This is a genomic window from Pantoea sp. B623 (assembly GCF_024814475.1).
Lineage (GTDB): Bacteria > Pseudomonadota > Gammaproteobacteria > Enterobacterales > Enterobacteriaceae > Pantoea > Pantoea ananatis.
The window spans coordinates 249123-269202 of the sequence record NZ_JANUXM010000004.1; the positions used below are offsets into that span (position 1 = coordinate 249123).

Sequence of the window (20080 nt, forward strand, 5' to 3'; positions counted from 1 at the left end):
AAACGAAATTATCTTGTTATGGATTTAAGACCGAAAATCATTTATCCCTGCTGGTTATTATTCTTTGAGGATGCGTTATGACCCCATTTTTACCTCTGCTTGACGTACAGGATGTGACGCTTTCAAGCCAGGGACGCACGCGACTCCTCCCCGTTTCTTTACAGATTCATCACGCAGACTCGCTTGTCCTGACCGGCCCTTCCGGCAGCGGCAAAAGCACACTTCTCAAAATTATGGCTTTATTATTAAACCCAACCGCTGGGCAAATTCGCTTCAGGGGGCAGGATATCACTGCGCTTAACACCGAAGAATATCGCCAGCGGGTGTCTTATTGCTTTCAGACCCCACAGCTATTCGGTAACACGGTCTATGAAAATCTGGCACTGCCGTGGCAACTTCGCCAGCAGAAGCCCCAGCGCGACCACCTTGTGGCAGCCCTGGAAAGCGTGAATCTGTCACCGGAGATGCTGAATAAACCGGTTGAGCAACTTTCAGGTGGGGAAAAGCAGCGTGTCGCACTGCTTTGTCATCTGCAATTTGTGCCTGATGTCCTGTTACTCGACGAGGTGACCAGCGCGCTGGATGAAGATAATAAACGGGTGGTTCATGCGTTGATTAACAGCTTTGTCACCAGCGATCAGATGGCGGTTGTGTGGGTCAGCCATGATGTTAATGAAATACAGCACGCCACACGTCTGTTACGTTTGGCGCCGTCAGAAAAGGAGAATAATGTTGAGTCAGCATAATATTACTGACACCTCGCTACTGCTGTCCCTGATCCTGGTGGCCGTGGCAATGCTGATCAGCCAAAAAGAGAAACTGGGTATGGGGAAAGACATCCTCTGGAGCGTAACCCGGGCCATCATTCAGTTGGTCATTATCGGTTATGTTTTGACGTCGATTTTTGCTGTCAACAATAGCTGGCTGACGGTGTTGATGGTGCTGTTTATTTGCGTGAATGCCGCCATTAACGCGGGAAAACGCAGCCGTAATATTGAGCATGCCGTTGTGATCTCCTTTGTAGCGATCGTCAGCGGAACGGTCATGACGCTGGCTATTTTGGTGTTGAGCGGTGCGATCGCGTTTCTGCCCATGCAGGTTATCCCCCTTTCGGGAATGATTGCCAGTAATGCCATGATTGCGGTGGGCCTGTGTTACAGCAATCTGAACCAGCGCTTTAGCGATAACCGCCAAAAAATTTTGGAAATGCTCAGTCTTGGGGCACCGGTAAAGCTGGCTTCAGCGCGCATCATTAGTGAAAGTATCCGGGCTGCCATGATCCCAACAGTGGATGCGGCTAAAACGGTCGGTCTGGTGAGTTTGCCTGGCATGATGTCTGGATTGATTTTCGCAGGCATTGATCCATTAAAAGCGATTAAGTACCAAATGATGGTTACGTTTATGCTTATTGGCACGGCCAGCTTGTCGACCATCATTGCAGCCTACCTGTCCTATCGGCGATTTTATACTGCCCGTGCACAGCTCAAAATGACCTTGTAGGCGATTTTTAACGCGAGTCTGGCTGTGCTCGCCTTTGCTCGTGGCAGTAACATCGCTGCGCAACGCGTGAGCCTGTTAAATTCACCTCTGTCGTCCTGTTGTTATCGCTTATTTTCAACACAACGAGGTAAAACACATTCATTAAATTTATGCTTAACCATTGGCAAAAAATGCTTTTTTTTGTTAATTTTTGTTCATCGTTATCTGTCGGGCATCACAATAAATGCGCGTTTTAATTGTCGAAAAAGAGCAATCCTGTGGTCACGAGCTGGCATCCCGGTTGTCCTGCCAGGGCATGGTGGCCGACATCGCTTTTGAAGGCAATGACGTAGTCCGTCTTATCAAAAAGAACCCGCCTGACCTGTTTCTCTTCCGGTGTCATCAATTAACGGATCAACACTGCGCGTTGATAGCGCGTTACCGTAAAAGAGGCATAGACGTACCTGTCCTGATTGCGGCGGTGGAGAGCACTAAAGCACTCAGGATTAAGGTCCTGGGCGCAGGCGCGGATGATTTTATTGACGATGATACGGATACAGAAGAGCTGGCAGCGCGTATGCATGCCATCGTTCGCCGTGGTCAGGGCAAGGCCTCATCGCTGATCCAATTGCCCCCCTATGAGCTTGATACCTTTTCCCGACAATTGATGAAAAATGGAACTGACGTCGCGCTGACCTGCTTCGAATATATTATTATTGAGACGCTGATGAAGAATGCCGGAAAAATCGTCACTAAAGAGCGATTGATGCATCAGCTCTATGCCGATGCTGACTATCGAAATCAGGACGTGATCAACGTTCTGGTGTGCAGACTAAACAAAAAGCTGAGCATCGAACCCGACAACCAGATTCGAAGCGTCCGCCGGCTGGGTTATACTTTTCAGCAGCCAGCATGATCTCATTAGCAACCTTAGGGGGAAACCCTTATCTACGCGCTTTTTTTACGCATTATGTACCACGGCGTAAAATGTGTCTTCGCGGTCAGGCGCGACGTAATAACAGCTTGTGAGCAAGTGCCCGCGCGTTGCGATGGCCAAAAGGCCCGGAACACCGGGCCAGCCGAATGAATGAATCCGGAGATGACGTCAGACTCGAAAAGCCTCAACCATTCCGCGCAGCGCATGCGCCTGTTCAGAGAGTGACTGCGAGGCAGAAGAGGATTCCTCAACCAGTGCGGCGTTATTCTGCGTCACCCCATCCATTTGATTCACGGCTACACTAACCTGAGAAATACCTTGCATCTGTTCGGACGAGGCAAGGGCAATGGTATCCATTGTCTCAGCCAGTTCACTCACCATGCCAACCACTTTCAGGATACTCTCGCCTGTTGTTGAGGCGACAACCACACCGCTTTCGACCTGATGAACGGCCTCTTCAATCAACACTTTGATATCTCGTGCCGCATTGGCACTTCGCTGCGCCAGCGTTCTGACCTCGCCAGCCACAACAGCAAAGCCCCGCCCGTCCTCACCCGCCCGTGCCGCCTCAACCGCCGCATTCAGAGCCAGAATATTGGTCTGAAACGCGATACTTTCGATGACGGAGGTGATGTCGCGCACTTTGGTAGCACTCACCGAGATATCGTGCATGGTTTCTGACATTCGCTTAACGTCTTCCTCGCCCGAGCGTGCCAGACTGGCGGTCTCGCGGGCTGATTCAGCCGTCTGCCGGGCGCTCATCGCGTTCGTCTTAACCGTGGCAGTCAACTGTTCCATGCTGGCAGCCGTCTCCTGAAGCGCGGCTGCCTGCTACTCGGTCCGGGATGACAGCTCCGTGTTGCCTTGAGAGATCTCATCAGCAGCGAGTGCAACGGAGGAGGACGTATCCCTGATATGGGTCACCATGCTGCGCAGATTCGTCTGCATGGCATTGAGCGAAGCCAGCAGGCTGGACGTATCATTACGTCGCAGTACGACAGGCGATGTCAGATTACCCGAAGCGATAGCCGCTGCCAGAACCTGCGCCTGCACCGGCTCTCCGCCAAGCTGGCGCATTAACGTGCGGGTAATAATCCAGCACGCCGCGATGGCGATGCCAAAAGAGAGAGCCACCAGCACCGACATCAGAACTGCAGTCTGGGATACCGTTTCCCTCGCATCTTTGACCGTTTTTTCACTGACCTGCATCTGGATTTCAGAAAGTTTATCCAGTGCGTTTAACATCTTACGTTGTACCGGCCTCACTGTTTTCATCAGGTAATCGATCGTTCCCGACGGCGATTTGTTCATGGCTGTTTTACCCGCGAGGGTAAGCATATCCAGGGCTGTATCATCCGTTGCCCGCAGATTTTCAAGGGCGTTTTTTCCTTCTTCTGAAACGTTCACTGCCATGCTGGTAGCCAGCTTGTCTCGGTTCAGTATGTATTTTTCCTTTTGCGCCATCAGCCTGTCCCATTCCGGCTGTTTTTCCTTTTCGTCGGTTAACAGTGCGATGTTTCTTACCGCCACCGAGATGTCCCTGGCCGAGTTGCGCATATCCTGAATCAGGTTGTATCGATACATTTTATTGTTTACCGCATTATCCATGTCATCGCGCGCCTTAAGGAGTGCGTGAAGTGCAATCCCTGTGCAGAGTAGAAACAGGATAATCAGCAGACTAAAACCGGCTGCGAGACGGGTGGCTATTTTCATATTATTTTCCTTTATGGTTCTATACGTTGCTGTGTCGTACTGGCATTGCTGAAAGTATTCGCAGGTAAGCAGGCTACGAATGAAGTTTTTCTCGTCTTAGTACGTTTAACGGCGGACCGGGCATTATTTATAGATCAGAATTGTTAATTTATAGCGGACAAAACGGACGAGACGATAAACCAGGGACGCAAAGCCCAGTACTAATGCGGTTCTGACCATAACGAAGGCAGGCTGAATATATTGTTATAAAAAGTTTCATAACTTCCAAGGACAATTTCAGCAAACGTTTTTTCTTTCTGCCATGCGTTCCATATTAAAATTGAGAGCAGGCAATACGATAAATCAGGTCGCCATCGTCTTCATTATTATCCGGGTGCGATGACCTTTCCAAACCGATAAAAATCGTCCCATTTTTTAATTTATCACTTTGATATAAATATCTTTTTCACACTCACTGTAAACGCCCAATACCTTTCTCCTGAAGATGGCGCTTCTGATGCTGCCTGTAAACTTTAACTTCATGTATTGCTAAAACAGGCGCGCGTACAATGTTTATCAAGTAATGGTTACCATACCGACTTAACACAATTTTTTTCTGTGAAGGATTTCTGAGCGAAGGTAACAGTAAAATGCTTTTTTAAAGTAAACAAAAATAATGACGTTAAGGTTTCTTTAATGTCTTGACCGGAAAATAGGCCTTTTATTCTCCCAACGGACACATACCTAAATGGGCAATGCTCTTGAGACATATAATCAGGCTTTATTCCTGAAAATCAACGCCCTTCCCGGGACGCCTGAATGGCTGATCGATTTTGGCATTTTCTGCGCTCAATACCTGATTTTTTTGCTGCCGCTTATTCTGCTTATCTACTGGTTTGCCGGTGGACGAGAGGAACGTGGAACCGCCTTGTTTGCTGCAGCAACGGTATTTACCGGACTGTCCCTGGGCTTCCTGTGCTCTGCTGTCTGGTTCCATCCGCGCCCGTTTATGATTCGGCTGGGTCATCTCTGGATTGATCACGTGGCGGACTCGTCTTTTCCCAGCGACCACGGTACGCTTTTTTTGAGTATCACACTGGCGTTATTTGCACGACGCAGCTGGCTCGGCGGCATCGCAATGGCACTGATGTCAGCGCTGGTCGCCTGGGCACGTATTTTTCTGGGCGTTCATTTTCCATTAGACATGGTAGGATCACTTGCGATGGCAGTTATAGCCGTGTTGATGACTCAACGCATGTGGCTACACAAGGGCGCATTGCTGCTCTCTCTTTTTGAAGCACTATTACTGTTACTCCTTAGCTTTTTACCCTTTAAGTTTGTTCGCTCGAGCAACAGAAGATGACAGGCGCAGACGCAGAGCGCGCGTGAAGCAGGCCGTTGAAGCGTATCCAGTGCTGGGATTGTTCTCGTAAGATGCGTGTTCGGCAGCGTCCTGCATTAACGTCAGCGTCAGAGGAAGGCCATACTGACCTGTTTTCAGATCTGCTGACATCATCCAAAGCAGGCTTTTGTCATGTCGCTGCGTTTAAACAGTCAGGCTAAACCTGAAACGGGCGACGCCGGGTGCTCAGCCCGCATCCGATTAACCGGGACATCCTCTTCCCTACTCCGCGCCGTGGATTCAGAGCAATCCGAATGCCCCGTAAAAGAGGCGCTGCGCTTAGTGGCGCGCCCTTCTGACCCTTTCCCGCCGGCACGTTAACAGCCAGCAGGGTTAAGCATGCTTTTTTCACTCATCTACACTTTAGCCATTCATTCCCGGCAAGCCTCAGCGGTTTGCCCATGCAAAGGACGACACTATGACTGAACAATCGACAACAAATCACGCCTGGCTTTTGGCTTCACGCCCACAGGGTGAACCAACGGAAGATAATTTCCGTTATGTTGCGCAGCCAACGCCTGAGATCAAAGAGGGCGAGATCTTACTGCGGACGATTTATCTGTCACTCGACCCTTACATGCGTGGACGCATGGACGAGGGAAAATCTTACGCGCCACCGGCCGAGCTGGATCAGCCGATGGTGGGCGGTACGGTCTGTCAGGTCGTCGCATCAAAAAACGGTGAGTTTAAAGAAGGCGACTGGGTACTTTCACAGAGCGGCTGGCAGGAATATGCCGTTTCCAGGGGTAACGATGTTGCCCGCCTGGATAACGATCTGCCCCATCCTTCCTGGGCGCTGGGTATTCTCGGTATGCCCGGCTTTACGGCCTATATGGGGTTAATGGATATCGGTCAGCCGAAAGAAGGTGAAACCCTTGTGGTTGCCGCCGCAACGGGTCCGGTGGGCGCCACCGTGGGCCAGTTAGGTAAAATGAAAGGCTGCCGCGTGGTCGGCGTGGCTGGCGGTGAAGAGAAATGCCGCCATGCCGTTGAAAATCTGGGGTTCGATGCCTGTATCGATCACCACAGTCAGGACTTCGAAGAGCAGCTGAAAAACGCCTGCCCGGACGGTATTGATATCTATTTCGAAAACGTGGGCGGTAAAGTGTTCGATGCCGTGTTCCCGCTGTTGAACACTGCCGCGCGCGTGCCGGTCTGTGGGCTGGTTTCCGCCTACAGCCAGAAAGAGCTGCCTGCCGGTCCGGACAGAACCTCGCTGATTATGGCAGGCATTCTGAAACGCCGTATTCGCATGCAGGGTTTCATTATTTTCCAGGACTACGGCGATCGCTATCCGGAGTTCCTGAAAGCCATGACCCCGCTGGTGGAGAACAAGAAAATTCAGTATCGCGAGCACGTCATTGAGGGCCTGGAAAATGCCCCTAAAGCCTTTATTGATATGCTGAACGGCAAAAACTTTGGGAAAACGGTCGTTAAAGTGGCCTCGTAATCCCGCTCTGGCTGGCAAAATGCAACGTCACTGACGTTGCATTTTTTTTATCAGGCCGGGCGGGAAACATGATCTGCCGCCGCATTGTTGGCTTTAGCGACCGCGCCCGCAAGTTTATCGCCAGCGTTAAGCGCCTGACACAGCACGCCCATGAAGCAGTCGCCCGCGCCATGGGTGCTGACCAGGATGACCTGACGGGCAGGAAAAGCCTGCGTTTCCCCTGCTTCACTGAAGGCCACGCCGTGCTCTCCGGCAGTCACCACCACGCGGTCGAAACGCAGTGCCAGCTCTGCTGCAGCCTGCCTGGCTGAGGCCAGATCGGTCACCGCGATGCCGGTCATGTCCCGGGCTTCAACCCCATTCACCACCAGCAAATCAATGCAGCGCGCAAATTCGGGAGAGAGTGGCCGGGCCGGTGCCGCATTAATGCACACCGGAATCTGCTGCCGCCGCGCCGCCTGCGCCGCGACCAGATTAATGGCTTCCGGCACCTCATTCTGCAGCACCAGCATCGACACATCCTGCCAGAAACCGGCCTGCATGAACGGCTCGGCAGCGATATGTTGATTGGCGTTGGACACCACCACCGCGCCGTAATCGCCTTCAGCATCGGTAATGGCAACGCTCATGCCAGACGCAATATCGTCAATCCTCGTGACCGCATCGGTATTCACCCCTGCCTGGCGCAGCGTTTTCAGCAAAAACGCGCCCTGTTCATCGGCCCCTACCGCACCAATAAAACGGACATCTGCACCTGCTTTTGCGGCCGCTATCGCCTGATTGCCGCCCTTGCCCCCAAACTTGTAGTGGCAGGCGGTTCCCATAACCGTTTCGCCTTTTTCAGGCCGATGATGCGCATCCAGCATAATGTCGTAGTGAAGACTGCCGGTAACTGCAATTTTACTCATGCTCAGAATTCCCGCAGATCCTGAACCGCATGCTGGGTTTTCATCAGGTTTTTCTCCGCACGCGTTAAATCCTTTTTCGCGATGGCCACGAACAGCGCATCCAGTATATTCAGCTGGGCAATTCGTGATGCGGCATTTTCACCTAACAGATGCGATCCCTGAGAAGTTGAATTAAGTACCACATGCGCATGACGCGCAATAGGCGACTCGGCGTAATTCGTAATCACAATCACTCTGGCACCGTTACGTCCGGCTAATTTAACCGGATCGTTAACAGCACGCGTCGCACCGGAGTGACTAATCGCAATCACGACATCATCGTCAGATAACACGGCGGCAGACATCAGCATAATATGGGCGTCATCGTAGGCGGTGGACTTAATGCCGATCTTCAGCATCTTGTGGGAGAGATCGCGGGCAACCGTGGCCGATCCCCCTACCGCATAAAGATCAATATGACGCGCCTTAAAAATAATATCTGCTGCGCGGTTAAATTGAGATACATCTAAAATCGACAACGTTTCTTCAATAGCCTGAATAGATGTTCTGAAGACTTTTGCCAGTAATTGTTCCGATGAATCATCGGGCTCAATTTCCGCATGTAAACCTGCCACTTCAGAGGCGTTATAATAAATTAAACTGCTTCTGAAATTCCTGAACCCCGTGAAGTTAAGCTTTTTAGTGATCTTAACTATCATGGCTTCCGATACGCCGTTTTCCTGCGCAATCTCTTTTAAAGACGTGTGTTCGGTGATATCCGTTCTGGCAATGATTGCCTCAATGACTCGCCGTTCTAACGGCGTCAGTTGGGGTAATCGCATACGAATTTGAGCGCCAATGGCTCGCGGATCTTGCTTCATTACTTGCCTCGGGTCGCTCGGTCAATCAACATCGCTATGATAATAATAAGACCCGTAGCGAGCAATTGATAAAACGCCTGAATATTAAGCAAGGTCAGGCCGTTACGTAACGCCCCGAGAATAATCACGCCAATCAGGGTGCCAAAGATACTGCCTTTGCCGCCCATCAGTGACGCACCGCCGATGGCAGCGGCCGCAATGGCATCCAGCTCCCACAGGTTGCCGATGGTGGGTTCCGCCGCACCCAGACGGCCAATCAGAATCAGCGACGCCAGAGAGGCCAGCATGCCAGAGATCACGTAAACCGTGACTTTGGTACGTTTAACCGGCACACCTGCCACGCGGGCCGCTTCTTCATTACCGCCAATCGCCAGAATGTACTCTCCCAGCGGGGTTTTATTCATGACCGTCCAGAGGCACAGCGCAATCACGGCGACCACGACGATCGGCGTGGGCACGCCGAACACCGTGCTGTTGATCAGGCTACGGAACGACATGGGAATACCGAATACGGGATTACCGCCGGTGGAGATCAGCGCGATAGCACGAAACAGCGACAGGCCACCCAGCGTGACGATAAAGGGTTGCAGGCCGGCATAAGCGATAAGCGTCCCGCTAAATATCCCGCTGACTGCGCCGACGCAAAGCGTGGCCATGATGGCCAGCGGCACCGGCACGCCAGACACCATCAGCGTGGCACCTAACACCGCAGAGAGCGCAGCCGTTGGCCCAACCGATAAATCGATTCCGCCTGAAATGATCACCAGCGTCATGCCCAGCGCAATTAAGGCATTAATGGAGGACTGCTGCAGAATATTGAGCAGATTCGGAACGGTAAAAAATACCGGCGACAGAAAAGAAAATGTCACCACAATAATCAGTAATCCAATTAACGTGCCGGCATCGCGCAGATTAAATTTTAACAGCGGAGAGGCGCGGCTCACCGGCTGCATGTTCGTTTCAGTCGTCATGGTTATCGCCTTTATATACAGGTATGAGATCAGGCAGTTTCAACATCTTTAATGGCAAAACGGGCAATATTTTCTTCGGTGATAGCCTCGCCCTTTAACTCTTTGGTTATTTTCCCTTCGCGCATCACCAGTACACGATCGGAGATACGAATGATTTCCGTCATTTCCGATGAGACAACAATAATGGCTTTACCTGCCTTCGCCAGTCGTTCAATTAAATTATAGATTTCTGACTTGGCACCAATATCAATGCCGCGCGTGGGTTCATCAAATAAAAAGACTTTTGCGTCAGCGGCTACCCAGCGTCCGATAATGACTTTTTGTTGATTACCGCCACTGAGCGTACCGATGGTTTTCTCAATATCCATGGGGCGTAGTTTAAGATCGTTCATCACCTCATGTGCTGCCCTGTTTAACCGCTGCTTATTGATCACGCCGCCCAGGGTGAACTGACGCATGGACGGCAGCGCCATATTCATTTTCACCGGGCGGGCTTTAATGATGCCCTCTTTTTTACGATCTTCCGGCACCAGACCAATCCCCGCTTTTATGGCAGCGCTGATATTATGGTTTGGAACGGAATACCCATTGACCTTCACCGTGCCGCTGCTGCGCCTGTCGATACCGGCAATCAGCTTAAGCAACTCAGTACGTCCTGCGCCGACCAGCCCCGCAATGCCCAACACTTCCCCGGCGTTGACGCTAAAATTAGCGGGCGATATTTCATTGCCACGCGCCAGATTTTCGACGCGTAATACTTCCTGAGCGGTGACAAAGGCGTTGTGATCGAGCCGTTCTATTTTGCGCCCGACCATTTTAGCCACGATGCTTTCTTCATCTTCATCGCAGATGTTCACCACCCCAACCTGTTTGCCATCGCGCATGATCGTCGCCCGGTCACAGACTCTGAAAATCTCGTTCATCTTATGTGATACATAGATTAAAGAGACGCCCAGCGATTTGAGGTCGGCGATCAGTTCAGCCAGCCGGTCAAACTCGCGCGGCGTCAGACTGGAAGTCGGCTCATCCATCGCGATGATTTTGGCGTCATCCAGCAACGCACGGGCTATTTCGACAATCTGCTGCTGCGAAACCTTAAGATGTTTAATCGGGCTGTTGGGATCGATCGTCGGATCGAGCCGTTTCAGAATCAGCGCGGCACGCGACAGCTGGGCTTTTTTATCGACCCACCAGCCTTTTGCTTTGGTCAGTGGGCGGCCCAGAAACATATTCTGCGCGACCGAGAGCTCTGGAACATGCTGCAGTTCCTGATGGATCATCGCGATCCCCGCATGACGCGCGCTGAGTGGGCTTTTCATCTGCACCGTCTGGCCGTTGACGCTGATTTCGCCACTGTCCGCGCCGCGCACGCCGGAGAGAATGTTTAGCAGCGTAGATTTGCCCGCGCCATTCTCACCGATCAAGGCATGTACTTCACCGGGCTTCACAAAAAAGTCGACATTTTGTAAAGCTGCGGCGCTGCCGTAGGTTTTGTTGATGCCGCGCATCATTAAACGATACTGTTCCATACGCTCTCCGCCAGGCTTACTGTTTAGCTAACAGTTGACGCAGCTTTTCCATGTCCTGAGTGGAAAACGCATCCGCATTCTCTTTGGTGATCAGCGCCTGCGGTGTGGACACCACGCGTGAGATTTTCTGGCCGTTAATCAAACGCAGCATCACATCCATCGCCACTTCACCCGTCAGCACCGGGAAGCTGTCCACGGTACCGGTCAGTTCGCCGCGCTTGATGGAGGCATAGGCATCGGAGATCCCATCGGTTCCGAATACGGCCACCTGTTTGGCTTTGTCCATGGCGCGTACCGCTTCCACCACGCCCAGCGCCATCGTGTCGTTATTGGCATAAAAACCGATCAGGTCAGGATGCTGTTGCAGGATAGTGCTCGCCGCATTAAAGGCCTGCTCACGACTCCAGTTAGCCGGTACGCTGGCCACCACATTGAATTTGCCGTTGGCCTTGAGCGTTTCTTTAAAGCCGCTGGTGCGCTGACCGGCAGCATAGACGCCAGGCTGTCCTTCGATCACCGCAACCTTGCCGCCCTGCGGATGGTGCTCAATAAACCATTTCGCTACGCGCACGCCGTTGTCTTTCTGGACATTACCGACGTAGTGTTCCGCATTCGGCATCACCGCGTCATTGACGTTCACAACCGGGATTTTTTTACTGTTGGCGCTTTCCAGTGCAGGCTCAAGGTTAATGTCGGTTTGCGGAGAGACCAGCAGGCCGTTATAGCCCTGAGAAATCATGGTTTCGGCAATCGACAACTGGCCCAGTTGATCGTCTTCATTTGCTGCGGCCTGATAAGCCACGGTGATGCCATATTTTTTGGCGGCGTTCTGGTAGCCTTCGCCCAGCAAACGCCAGTATTCATTGGTCAGGGTTTTGGATACGCCACCGATTTTGAGCGATTTATCGACTTTCGGCATCGCGCCATAGCGACTGTCGAGCGTTGACCAGTCGGTGCGGTCCTGTTCCGTGTCGGACTTAAGCGGTGCCAGATCGGCGGCATAAACGCTGGCACACAAGAGCGACGAAGCGATAACGGCGAGTAAACGTTTTTTCATTTTTTCAGCCTTTTATTCTGCGTTTGTAGGGTAAGAAATTGCTGTTCTGCAGCCGGCGTCGTGCGTTAACGCGCCAGCATAATGTCGTTGACGATTTGCTGTGAGGCGACCGCATCCTGACGGCTGATTGCCGCTGCCAGCGCCGGATTATCATTAAGCTGGTCGCAAAGCTTGAGTAATCGCGTCACGGTGGCAATGTTGGTTTCGGCTTCACGTACTGGATCCAGTCCGCTGGCATCCGGGAAGGTGTCAAAATAGTAGGCGCCCTGATAACCATCACGCTGCATCTGCCACAGAAACTCCAACGTGGCGCGCGGATTAACCGATGCCGCCATCAGTCCGTCGTCACGTTTGCCCCAGCCGTCGTTTAAATCCAGCCCCAGCAGCCGGGAACGACGCGCCACCATGGCCGCCGCCCAGGCAGGAATTTCATTGGCGAACAGGACATGGGCGAAATCCAGCGTGATGCCGAGATTCGGGCTTCCGGCCTCTTCGACGGCCAGCAGGCAGGTGGTCACGTTGGGAAAAATGCTGTAGGCACGCGGCTCGTTGGGTTTGTATTCAATGCTCACATCCACGTCCGGCGCGTAGTCGGCGATTTCACGTACCGCGCTGACGGCGTCTTCCCAGATTTTTTTGTAATCGACCTGGAAGCAGTAGTCGAAACCGTCCTGACCCATCCATAACGTCATTAAGCGGGAGCCAAATTCCCGTCCGGTATCGATTCCCCGCTTGGTCAGGTCAATCGCCTCACGGCGAATTTTTGGATCCGGATGGGTAAATGCGCCAATTTTGAACTGCGGTGCATCCCACCGCATCTGCATGCCGTTGACCGCCAGCCCGGCATCCTCAATAGCCTGGCGCAGCGTTTTACTGTCACTGGTGAGGTGCTGGGGATAGTTGAGATCCAAATGCGTTAAGCCTTTAACCTTGCCTGCGCGCGCCACCATTTGCAGTACAGAGGGCTTGCCCTGCAAATCTGGCCAGTAGAGATGTGCCCCCGAAGCAAAGGAGTTAAGACGAGTAGCAAACTTTAAATCTGACATGAGGCTCAATCCTTAGTAACAGGGTTGTAATGTACTTTCCTTTTTCACAACTAACTGTGAAGTTATATTAGAATTTACACTTCTCGCTTGAACACGCAATCCTTGTTGCCGCTGAAATAACCAAAATGCGAGAGCGGTCACGGATTAATCAGCGCGGGCAACGATCTGCGGGAGAAGCCAGTAAAACGTGGACGACTGCGCCAGGTCAGCCATGGCCGGCAGCAGTAAATGTGAAAACCCGGGAGGATTAGCCGATGCAATGGCCAGATATGCGCTACGCTTACTCCATGCATTACCCTTATAAAAATGGAGACTATTTCGATGAGTCATGATGAGCGTAAACCCACCACAACCGATGCCGGTATTCCGGTGGCCAGCGATGAGCATTCCCTTTCCGTCGGTCCCGATGGCCCCCTGGTGCTTCACGACCATTACCTGATTGAGCAGATGGCCAACTTCAACCGGGAACGCATTCCCGAGCGGCAGCCCCATGCGAAAGGAAGCGGCGCATTTGGCTTTTTTGAGGTGACTGAAGATGTGAGTCGCTACACCAAAGCCAACGTTTTTCAGCCGGGCACGAAAACTGACGTGGTGATGCGTTTTTCAACGGTGGCTGGCGAGCGCGGCAGCCCGGATACCTGGCGCGATCCGCGCGGATTTTCCATTAAGTTTTATACCCGCGAAGGCAATTACGACATGGTGGGCAACAATACACCGGTGTTCTTTATTCGCGATCCCATGAAGTTTCAGCACTTTATTCGCTCGCAAAAGCGCCGCGCCGATAACAATCTGCGTGACAATGATATGCAGTGGGATTTCTGGACGCTGTCACCCGAATCCTCGCATCAGGTCACCTGGCTAATGGGCGACCGTGGGATTCCCAAAAACTGGCGTCATATGAATGGGTATTCCAGCCACACTTATATGTGGGTCAATGAACAGGGTGAAAAGTTCTGGGTGAAATATCATTTCCACACCGACCAGGGCATTGAATACCTGACGCAAGAGCAAGCCGATAAACTGGCAGGCGAAGATGGCGATTACCATACGCGTGACCTGTTTATGTCGATCAAAAACGGCCAATTCCCGAGCTGGACCCTGTACATGCAGATCATGCCGTTTGCTGAGGCTGACAGCTATCGTTTCAATCCTTTCGATTTGACCAAGGTGTGGCCGCACAGTGATTATCCACTGATCAAAGTTGGCAAGCTGACGCTGAACCGCAACCCAACGGACAACCATGCGCAGATTGAACAAGCCGCATTTGAACCGAATAATCTGGTCCCCGGCATCGGGCTCAGCCCGGATAAGATGCTGATTGGTCGCGTGTTTGCCTATGCCGACGCCCATCGCGCACGGCTTGGAGTGAATTATAAACAGATCCCGGTTAATGCCCCGCAGTCGCCGGTAAACAGCTACAGCAAAGACGGGGCGATGCGGATGAATCCGGTATCCGACCCGGTTTATGCCCCCAACAGCAAAGGCGGCCCGGTGGCAGATGGCGACCGCTATCCCACCGACTCGGTCTGGTCAGCCAGCGGCGACATGGTTCGTGCTCCTTACTCACTGCGTCAGGACGATGACGACGTGGGCCAGGCAAATACCCTGATCAACAAGGTAATGGATGATGCCGCGCGCGACAGGCTGGTCAACAACGTTAGCGGTCATCTGCTGAACGGGGTTGAAGAGCCGGTGCTTTCGCGAGCGTTTCAGTACTGGCGCAACATCGACCAGACCATTGGCGATCGTATCGCCAGCAAGGTGCAGGAAGCACGCGCTAAGCGATAACCCGCACATCTGACGGTGGCGTAAGCCACCGTTACTCTTTTGCGCAAACGCGCTCAGCCATGTCTGGCACAAAACAGCTCAATATCCCCTGACTGAAAATCGGCCAGGTTAGCCATGATTTTTTCCAGCGGCCAGTTCCACCAGGCAATGTGCTGTAGCCGGGTTGCAATCGCCGGATGAAAACGAACGCGGATTGGTTTAGCCGGCACGCCACCCACGACGGTATAGGGCGCCACATCTTTGGTCACCACCGCACCTGCCGCCAGCACCGCACCATCGCCTACCGTCACGCCAGGCAGGACAATCACGCCATGACCTATCCAGACATCGTTGCCAATGATCACCCGGTCTTCGCGGCGGGCGCTGAAAAAACCGTGGTCGCGCGTGGCCGTAGCATCGTAATACTCCGGACAATAGGTGAAGCGGTGTTGCGACGCCCGATCCATCGGATGGTTAGGTGCACCGATGCGTACCTGATTGGCAATGGCGGTGAAGCGGCCTATTGCGCTGTCTGCGATGCAGCAGTGTTCACCGACGTAAGAGAAGTCGCCAAGGGTGCTGTATTCAAGGTAACTGTGCGCCAGAATTTCACACTGTGAGCCAATCTGGGTTTCGCGCATACGTACGCTGGCGTCAATTTCGGTCTGCTGGAGTTTGGCGGGTTTGACAATGGCAAGTGACATGAAAAGGCTCCCGGAACTGGTCTGATGTCTGGATAAGTTGTGCCTTTCAGGCACCCGATTGCCGCGCCACTGTAGCCGGGAAAGATGACAGGCAATTGACAACGAAAAAGGCGGAGTGGTTAGCTCCGCCTTGGTCAAAGTTCCGGTTAATTTGCATGACCGGTCAGTTGCATAAGGGCAACGATGATCTGCAAGATGATCCGGATGATTTCCAGAATCAGCTTCGTCAGTTCCATCACTTTCCTTCTCCCGCAACAGGAGCGCGCTGTTCAGCAACCAGGGCCTTACCGTTACCCGCCAGGTGCCTGAGCACAACTTTGTGGAGAGGGCTGAGCGGCACTCGGGGTTTAAGCCACAGGTCAGCACCACCTGTTACCTGCCGGGATTTGCATTACCGAGCTCCCCTGGAAGCAATCAGTTAACCCTGCGGCGATACCCAACACTCAACACATGTATAAATATACAGTATTTTCGCCAAACTTGAAGTCTTGCGCAGCCCTCTTTACAATCAATTTGTGGAGAGTGCTGAGCACCTCGTTCGCCATCCGGTTACCCGCCGGGCAACGAACGCATAAAAAAAGGATTTGGCGTAATGCCAAATCCTTTTTTTGTGCCTGCAGTTTAGCCTTAGTTCGCCGAACTGACGCGCCAGATCGTGTCACCGGCGTCATCCGCAATGATCAGACCGCCCTGTTTGTCGCTGGCCAGACCGACCGGTAAGCCACGCACCTGTTTCTCGTCTTGGGTTAAGAAGCCGGATACCACGGTTTGCGGTTGCCCTACCGGTTTACCGTTCTCAAACTTCACCCAAATCACTTTGTAACCGTTGAGGGGTTTGCGGTTCCAGCTGCCGTGCTCACTGATAAACGCGCCACCGCGATACTGCGGCATGTTCTCAGCGCCGTAGAACAGCAGTCCGAGCGGTGCGACATGCGAACTCAGCGCATAGTCAGGCTTAATCGCCTTTTCAACCAGGTCCGGCCGCTGTGGCTGCGCCCGCACGTCAACATGCTGGCCGAAATAGCTGTAAGGCCAGCCATAGAAGCCGTTCTCTTTAACCGAGGTCAGGTAATCAGGCACCAGGTCAGAGCCGATTTCATCACGCTCATTAATCACCGCCCATAGCTGCTTCGTCTGGGGTTCCCAGTCAAGGCCGGTGGGATTACGCAGCCCGCTGGCATAGATCCGGCTGGCGCCGCTGGCGGCATCCACTTCCAGAATCGCGGCGCGGCGATATTCGGCGCCAATGCCGTTCTCGGTAATGTTGCTGTTGGAACCGACGCCGACATAGAGCTTGCTGCCGTCCGGGCTGGCCAACAGCGCTTTCGTCCAGTGGTGGTTAATGGGCCCGCCAGGTAACTCGGTGACCCACTGGGGCGCGGTGCGAATTTCGGTTTGCCCTTCGCTGTAGGGGAATTTCACCAGACTGTCTGCGTTAGCCACATACAGCGTGTTCCCCACCAGCTGCATACCAAAGGGGGCACTCAGGTTTTCAATAAAGCGATGCTGTTCCCATTTACCGTTTACGTTGCGCAGCAGCGTGATGCGGTTGCCGCCCTTGCCCCCTTTGCCCGAGGCATTTTTGACCAGCCCGGTGATCAGCTCTTTGGGCTTGGTGGTCGGTTTTGGCATGCCGTTCGATTCGGCGATCAGGATGTCGTTATTCGGCAGAACATAAACCTGACGAGGATGCTGAAGATGGTCGGCAATTTTTTCAATTTTCAGCCCCTGCGCCACGGTTGGCTTTTCACCGTTCTTCCAGGGTGCGCCTTCCGGTACCTGCATGGGCGGCACCATAAAGTTTTTGGCTTCCGGTAACTCGGGATTGGCACCGATTTGCTTTTGCGGATCGATCGTCGCCCCGGTATCACAACCCGCCAGCAGGGCCATCATCGTCAGCGCAATAAGGGATTGTTGCGGCATTTTCATTATGGCTTCTCCTTAAGCAGTACGTTGACGTAGCGCAAGTTGCACGTTCGCCAGCAGCAGAAGTATCACGACCAGGGTCGACAGAATCGCCGCCGTTGGCACCACCGCATACGCATCACGGCTGTGAATAAAGGCATTGGCAATGGCCAGAATGATGGCGACCAGAGAGAGCCAGAAATGGGTTTTCTCTGGCGCAGTGCTGCCGCGAAACATATAAATCAGACTAATTATTCTGGGCAGGATGGCAATCACAAGGCCAATGGCGATTAACCAGCTGGCACTGATTGACCAGAGAATGATAAAGGTTTTCATATAGATGATATCGAACAGCCAGGCCGCCACGAAAAAGCCAAGCGGTACAGGCTCCAGAAGAGCATACAGCGTCACGGCGACGGCCGAACGTCCAGAGGTATTGCGCATGTTTTTCTCCATTTTGAATAATATTACAGCTCAAGCACAGCGCATTACTTTTCCATCACGCCGTAAACCTGCCTGTAAAATATTAGTAAATCTGAAGAAAAATGACGGTTTTAATTCACATTATCGCGGATTTAACCTGACCCGCACCGCTGTCAGGCGGCGATGAGAGAAAACGTCCCGGATAATCGGCCGTAATCGCCTGTTCCAGGGTATGGCGCCCGAACAGCCTGTAGCGGTTGAGCGCGATACCGTTGTAGAAAAAATTACTGATGGGGTCGGGAAACGCGCGCAGGACGCTTAGCGCCCGCCACGGCAGCGGTAACTGCTGCATCACCCGCAGCACCGCCTGGGCACGCAGCCAATGACCATCGTTACGGATGTAGACGATCGTATTGATATTATCCTCGGGCAGGCCGGCCCATTTCAGCAGCCCTTTGCCCTGTTCACTTTGCACGGACGCAAAACGAACCTGCCGCGCCAGCCGATGGCGCAGCAGAAAACGCACCCAGCCCGTACAGAGTTTACATACGCCATCATAAAGCACGACGCTCTCGCCCGTTTGCAGATAGGGTGGCTGTGGCATGCTGCTCTTCCTCTGTTTCATCCTTAACAGAAGCAGTATAGCCTGCCCACCTCAGATGTTGAGCCAGCCACTGGCCCACCGCGTGCTCGTCAATGGCACTGGCATTGACTTTCAACAGCGGCCCCAGCGCCATCGGCTGCGCCTCCTCCGCCAGGCGACGCAGCTCGGGAAGGTACTCTGCGCCCGGATGGCCCGGCATGCGCTGCGTGAGCCGTGACTGATAGCGCGCGACGGCGGCGTCCGGTGCTATCTGCATCCAGACCTCCAGCACCTCGCTCACGCCAGCCCGCTTTAATCCCTGCTCCAGTACGCTTTTGGGCTGAAACCCAAACCATGCATCGATCAGGAAGACGCAATCAGCCGGCGACTGAGCGACAATGTTCCAGATAGCCTGATACGCTGCACAGCCCAACTGCCGGTTACGCTGGCGATCGACCGGCGCAAAGCTGGACATAAAAGGCTCCTTCAGGCTGTCCAGCGTGAGAACCGGCAGGGAAAAACGCCGTGACAGCGCACGGGCCAGCGTGCTTTTGCCTGAGGCGGGAATGCCGTTAACCAACACCACCCGCTTGGTGACAGTTTCACTGGTCATAGGATCTCCATCACTTCCGCGACGCTGCTGGCCTGACGTAACCTGACCAACGTTTCTTCATCCTCTAGCAGGGTGACAATCGCGCGAATCCCCTCCTCTATGTGGGCATTACTGTCACGGGCGCCAAACATGATCACAATATCCGCCTTGTCGCTGCCGTCAAACGAGACCGGCTCCGAAAGCAGTACCATGCTGAAGCAGTCGCGAATCACGCCCGTTTCTGGGCGGGCATGCGGGATGGCGATACCTTCTTCAAACACGTAATAGGCACCGTGAGTCAGCGTATTCTCGATCACCGCCTGAGGATAAGAGGCCTGAATATAGCCGCCCTCCACCAGCGGCCTGGCCGCCATGGCGATAACCTGCTGCCAGTCCCTGGCGGCAATACCTACCTGAACAGCATTGGCTTCCTGTAATAACTGTTTAATGGTCATTACTGCTCCTTAAACTGATTTACGCACCAGATTGCGTAATTCATCAATTTTCACAAAAAGAGGATCAATGTCATCCCGGTAAAGGCGACTTTTCGCAAACAATGATAATGCACGGTTATATTCCAGCATTAATTGTTTTTGCGTTTCAGTGTCGCCTGAATTCGCTGCCAGCTTTGCTTCCAGCGCCGTTATTTTTTGACTGACCTGCTCTGCCTGACGATCGCGTTCTGCATCCTCTGAGGCCGTATTTTCCACTTTCTTTTTCATGAATCCAAACATAGCGTCTCCTGCCCCGAAAAGCGCCAGGGCACTTCAGGTTT

General features: G+C 53.0%; 19 protein-coding genes and 1 pseudogene. 6 read left to right on the plus strand and 14 right to left on the minus strand.

Annotation, left to right across the window (positions count from 1 at the left end; all coding sequences use genetic code 11):
* The first annotated feature begins 77 nt into the window (after positions 1–77).
* The 3 genes from fetA (at position 78) to NXS97_RS03000 (ending at position 2395) form a co-directional block, all read left to right on the plus strand.
* Positions 78–746 (plus strand): iron efflux ABC transporter ATP-binding subunit FetA, encoded by a 669-nt coding sequence (fetA, locus tag NXS97_RS02990; RefSeq protein ID WP_014593695.1) that lies wholly within the window; start codon positions 78–80, stop codon positions 744–746.
* A complete protein-coding gene (fetB, locus tag NXS97_RS02995; protein ID WP_024471601.1) occupies positions 733–1500 on the plus strand; it encodes an iron efflux ABC transporter permease subunit FetB in 768 nt (255 codons plus the stop codon). The genes fetA and fetB overlap by 14 nt, the downstream gene beginning before the upstream one ends.
* A gap of 223 nt (positions 1501–1723) precedes the next feature.
* Entirely contained in the window at positions 1724–2395 is a 672-nt protein-coding gene (locus NXS97_RS03000; protein WP_116219727.1) for a winged helix-turn-helix domain-containing protein, read from the plus strand.
* 189 nt (positions 2396–2584) lie between these two features.
* On the opposite strand, the pseudogene NXS97_RS03005 reads toward NXS97_RS03000, so the two are convergent.
* Positions 2585–4129 (minus strand): annotated as a pseudogene (locus tag NXS97_RS03005) (methyl-accepting chemotaxis protein).
* Positions 4130–4856: 727 nt separating this feature from the next.
* Here NXS97_RS03005 and NXS97_RS03010 point away from each other — a divergent pair.
* Together NXS97_RS03010 and NXS97_RS03015 are read left to right on the plus strand one after the other, a co-directional pair.
* Positions 4857–5471 (plus strand): undecaprenyl-diphosphatase, encoded by a 615-nt coding sequence (locus NXS97_RS03010; protein ID WP_013025756.1) that lies wholly within the window; start codon positions 4857–4859, stop codon positions 5469–5471.
* A 457-nt stretch (positions 5472–5928) separates the two neighbouring features.
* Positions 5929–6960 carry an NADP-dependent oxidoreductase gene (locus NXS97_RS03015; protein ID WP_072138050.1) on the plus strand — a complete coding sequence of 344 codons (1032 nt, stop codon included), beginning with the start codon at positions 5929–5931 and terminating at the stop codon, positions 6958–6960.
* 50 nt (positions 6961–7010) lie between these two features.
* On the opposite strand, the gene NXS97_RS03020 is transcribed toward NXS97_RS03015, so the two are convergent.
* From NXS97_RS03020 to NXS97_RS03045, 6 genes are all read right to left on the minus strand, one after another.
* Positions 7011–7868 (minus strand): PfkB family carbohydrate kinase, encoded by an 858-nt coding sequence (locus tag NXS97_RS03020; protein WP_116219726.1) that lies wholly within the window; start codon positions 7866–7868, stop codon positions 7011–7013.
* Positions 7869–7870: 2 nt separating this feature from the next.
* Positions 7871–8728, minus strand: coding sequence for a MurR/RpiR family transcriptional regulator (locus tag NXS97_RS03025; protein ID WP_116219725.1), 858 nt, complete (start codon positions 8726–8728; stop codon positions 7871–7873).
* The gene (locus tag NXS97_RS03030) at positions 8728–9699 is read right to left on the minus strand and encodes an ABC transporter permease (protein WP_014605862.1); all 972 of its coding nucleotides are present in this window, start codon (positions 9697–9699) and stop codon (positions 8728–8730) included. Before NXS97_RS03030 ends, NXS97_RS03025 begins: the two co-directional genes overlap by 1 nt.
* Before the next feature lie 29 nt (positions 9700–9728).
* Entirely contained in the window at positions 9729–11228 is a 1500-nt protein-coding gene (locus tag NXS97_RS03035) for a sugar ABC transporter ATP-binding protein (protein WP_116219724.1), read from the minus strand.
* 16 nt (positions 11229–11244) lie between these two features.
* Positions 11245–12285 (minus strand): substrate-binding domain-containing protein, encoded by a 1041-nt coding sequence (locus NXS97_RS03040; RefSeq protein WP_014605863.1) that lies wholly within the window; start codon positions 12283–12285, stop codon positions 11245–11247.
* A 65-nt stretch (positions 12286–12350) separates the two neighbouring features.
* Entirely contained in the window at positions 12351–13331 is a 981-nt protein-coding gene (locus tag NXS97_RS03045) for a TIM barrel protein (protein WP_014605864.1), read from the minus strand.
* 321 nt (positions 13332–13652) lie between these two features.
* On the opposite strand from NXS97_RS03045, the gene NXS97_RS03050 reads away from it, so the two are divergent.
* On the plus strand, positions 13653–15119 hold the full coding sequence (locus NXS97_RS03050; protein WP_014605865.1) for a catalase: 1467 nt from the start codon (positions 13653–13655) through the stop codon (positions 15117–15119).
* Positions 15120–15172: 53 nt separating this feature from the next.
* On the opposite strand, the gene NXS97_RS03055 is transcribed toward NXS97_RS03050, so the two are convergent.
* The 7 genes from NXS97_RS03055 to NXS97_RS03085 form a co-directional block, all read right to left on the minus strand.
* Positions 15173–15802 carry a DapH/DapD/GlmU-related protein gene (locus tag NXS97_RS03055; protein ID WP_116219723.1) on the minus strand — a complete coding sequence of 210 codons (630 nt, stop codon included), beginning with the start codon at positions 15800–15802 and terminating at the stop codon, positions 15173–15175.
* Positions 15803–16429: 627 nt separating this feature from the next.
* Positions 16430–17731 carry a sorbosone dehydrogenase family protein gene (locus NXS97_RS03060; protein WP_014593685.1) on the minus strand — a complete coding sequence of 434 codons (1302 nt, stop codon included), beginning with the start codon at positions 17729–17731 and terminating at the stop codon, positions 16430–16432.
* A 12-nt stretch (positions 17732–17743) separates the two neighbouring features.
* The gene (locus tag NXS97_RS03065; protein ID WP_014605867.1) at positions 17744–18151 is read right to left on the minus strand and encodes a hypothetical protein; all 408 of its coding nucleotides are present in this window, start codon (positions 18149–18151) and stop codon (positions 17744–17746) included.
* A gap of 115 nt (positions 18152–18266) precedes the next feature.
* A complete protein-coding gene (locus tag NXS97_RS03070) occupies positions 18267–18734 on the minus strand; it encodes a thiol-disulfide oxidoreductase DCC family protein (protein ID WP_014605868.1) in 468 nt (155 codons plus the stop codon).
* Entirely contained in the window at positions 18685–19326 is a 642-nt protein-coding gene (locus NXS97_RS03075; RefSeq protein ID WP_116219722.1) for a glucokinase, read from the minus strand. Before NXS97_RS03075 ends, NXS97_RS03070 begins: the two co-directional genes overlap by 50 nt.
* A complete protein-coding gene (locus NXS97_RS03080; protein WP_013025742.1) occupies positions 19323–19760 on the minus strand; it encodes a PTS sugar transporter subunit IIA in 438 nt (145 codons plus the stop codon). Before NXS97_RS03080 ends, NXS97_RS03075 begins: the two co-directional genes overlap by 4 nt.
* A gap of 9 nt (positions 19761–19769) precedes the next feature.
* A complete protein-coding gene (locus tag NXS97_RS03085; protein WP_013025741.1) occupies positions 19770–20039 on the minus strand; it encodes a hypothetical protein in 270 nt (89 codons plus the stop codon).
* Positions 20040–20080: the final 41 nt, after the last annotated feature.

Coding starts and splice junctions, on each gene's coding strand:
- fetA (WP_014593695.1), top strand. CDS start 78: ATGACCCCATTTTTACCTCTGCTTGACGTACAGGATGTGACGCTTTCA.
- NXS97_RS03000 (WP_116219727.1), top strand. CDS start 1,724: ATGCGCGTTTTAATTGTCGAAAAAGAGCAATCCTGTGGTCACGAGCTG.
- NXS97_RS03010 (WP_013025756.1), top strand. CDS start 4,857: ATGGGCAATGCTCTTGAGACATATAATCAGGCTTTATTCCTGAAAATC.
- NXS97_RS03015 (WP_072138050.1), top strand. CDS start 5,929: ATGACTGAACAATCGACAACAAATCACGCCTGGCTTTTGGCTTCACGC.
- NXS97_RS03020 (WP_116219726.1), bottom strand. CDS start 7,868: ATGAGTAAAATTGCAGTTACCGGCAGTCTTCACTACGACATTATGCTG.
- NXS97_RS03025 (WP_116219725.1), bottom strand. CDS start 8,728: ATGAAGCAAGATCCGCGAGCCATTGGCGCTCAAATTCGTATGCGATTA.
- NXS97_RS03030 (WP_014605862.1), bottom strand. CDS start 9,699: ATGACGACTGAAACGAACATGCAGCCGGTGAGCCGCGCCTCTCCGCTG.
- NXS97_RS03035 (WP_116219724.1), bottom strand. CDS start 11,228: ATGGAACAGTATCGTTTAATGATGCGCGGCATCAACAAAACCTACGGC.
- NXS97_RS03040 (WP_014605863.1), bottom strand. CDS start 12,285: ATGAAAAAACGTTTACTCGCCGTTATCGCTTCGTCGCTCTTGTGTGCC.
- NXS97_RS03045 (WP_014605864.1), bottom strand. CDS start 13,331: ATGTCAGATTTAAAGTTTGCTACTCGTCTTAACTCCTTTGCTTCGGGG.
- NXS97_RS03050 (WP_014605865.1), top strand. CDS start 13,653: ATGAGTCATGATGAGCGTAAACCCACCACAACCGATGCCGGTATTCCG.
- NXS97_RS03055 (WP_116219723.1), bottom strand. CDS start 15,802: ATGTCACTTGCCATTGTCAAACCCGCCAAACTCCAGCAGACCGAAATT.
- NXS97_RS03060 (WP_014593685.1), bottom strand. CDS start 17,731: ATGAAAATGCCGCAACAATCCCTTATTGCGCTGACGATGATGGCCCTG.
- NXS97_RS03065 (WP_014605867.1), bottom strand. CDS start 18,151: ATGCGCAATACCTCTGGACGTTCGGCCGTCGCCGTGACGCTGTATGCT.
- NXS97_RS03070 (WP_014605868.1), bottom strand. CDS start 18,734: ATGCCACAGCCACCCTATCTGCAAACGGGCGAGAGCGTCGTGCTTTAT.
- NXS97_RS03075 (WP_116219722.1), bottom strand. CDS start 19,326: ATGACCAGTGAAACTGTCACCAAGCGGGTGGTGTTGGTTAACGGCATT.
- NXS97_RS03080 (WP_013025742.1), bottom strand. CDS start 19,760: ATGACCATTAAACAGTTATTACAGGAAGCCAATGCTGTTCAGGTAGGT.
- NXS97_RS03085 (WP_013025741.1), bottom strand. CDS start 20,039: ATGTTTGGATTCATGAAAAAGAAAGTGGAAAATACGGCCTCAGAGGAT.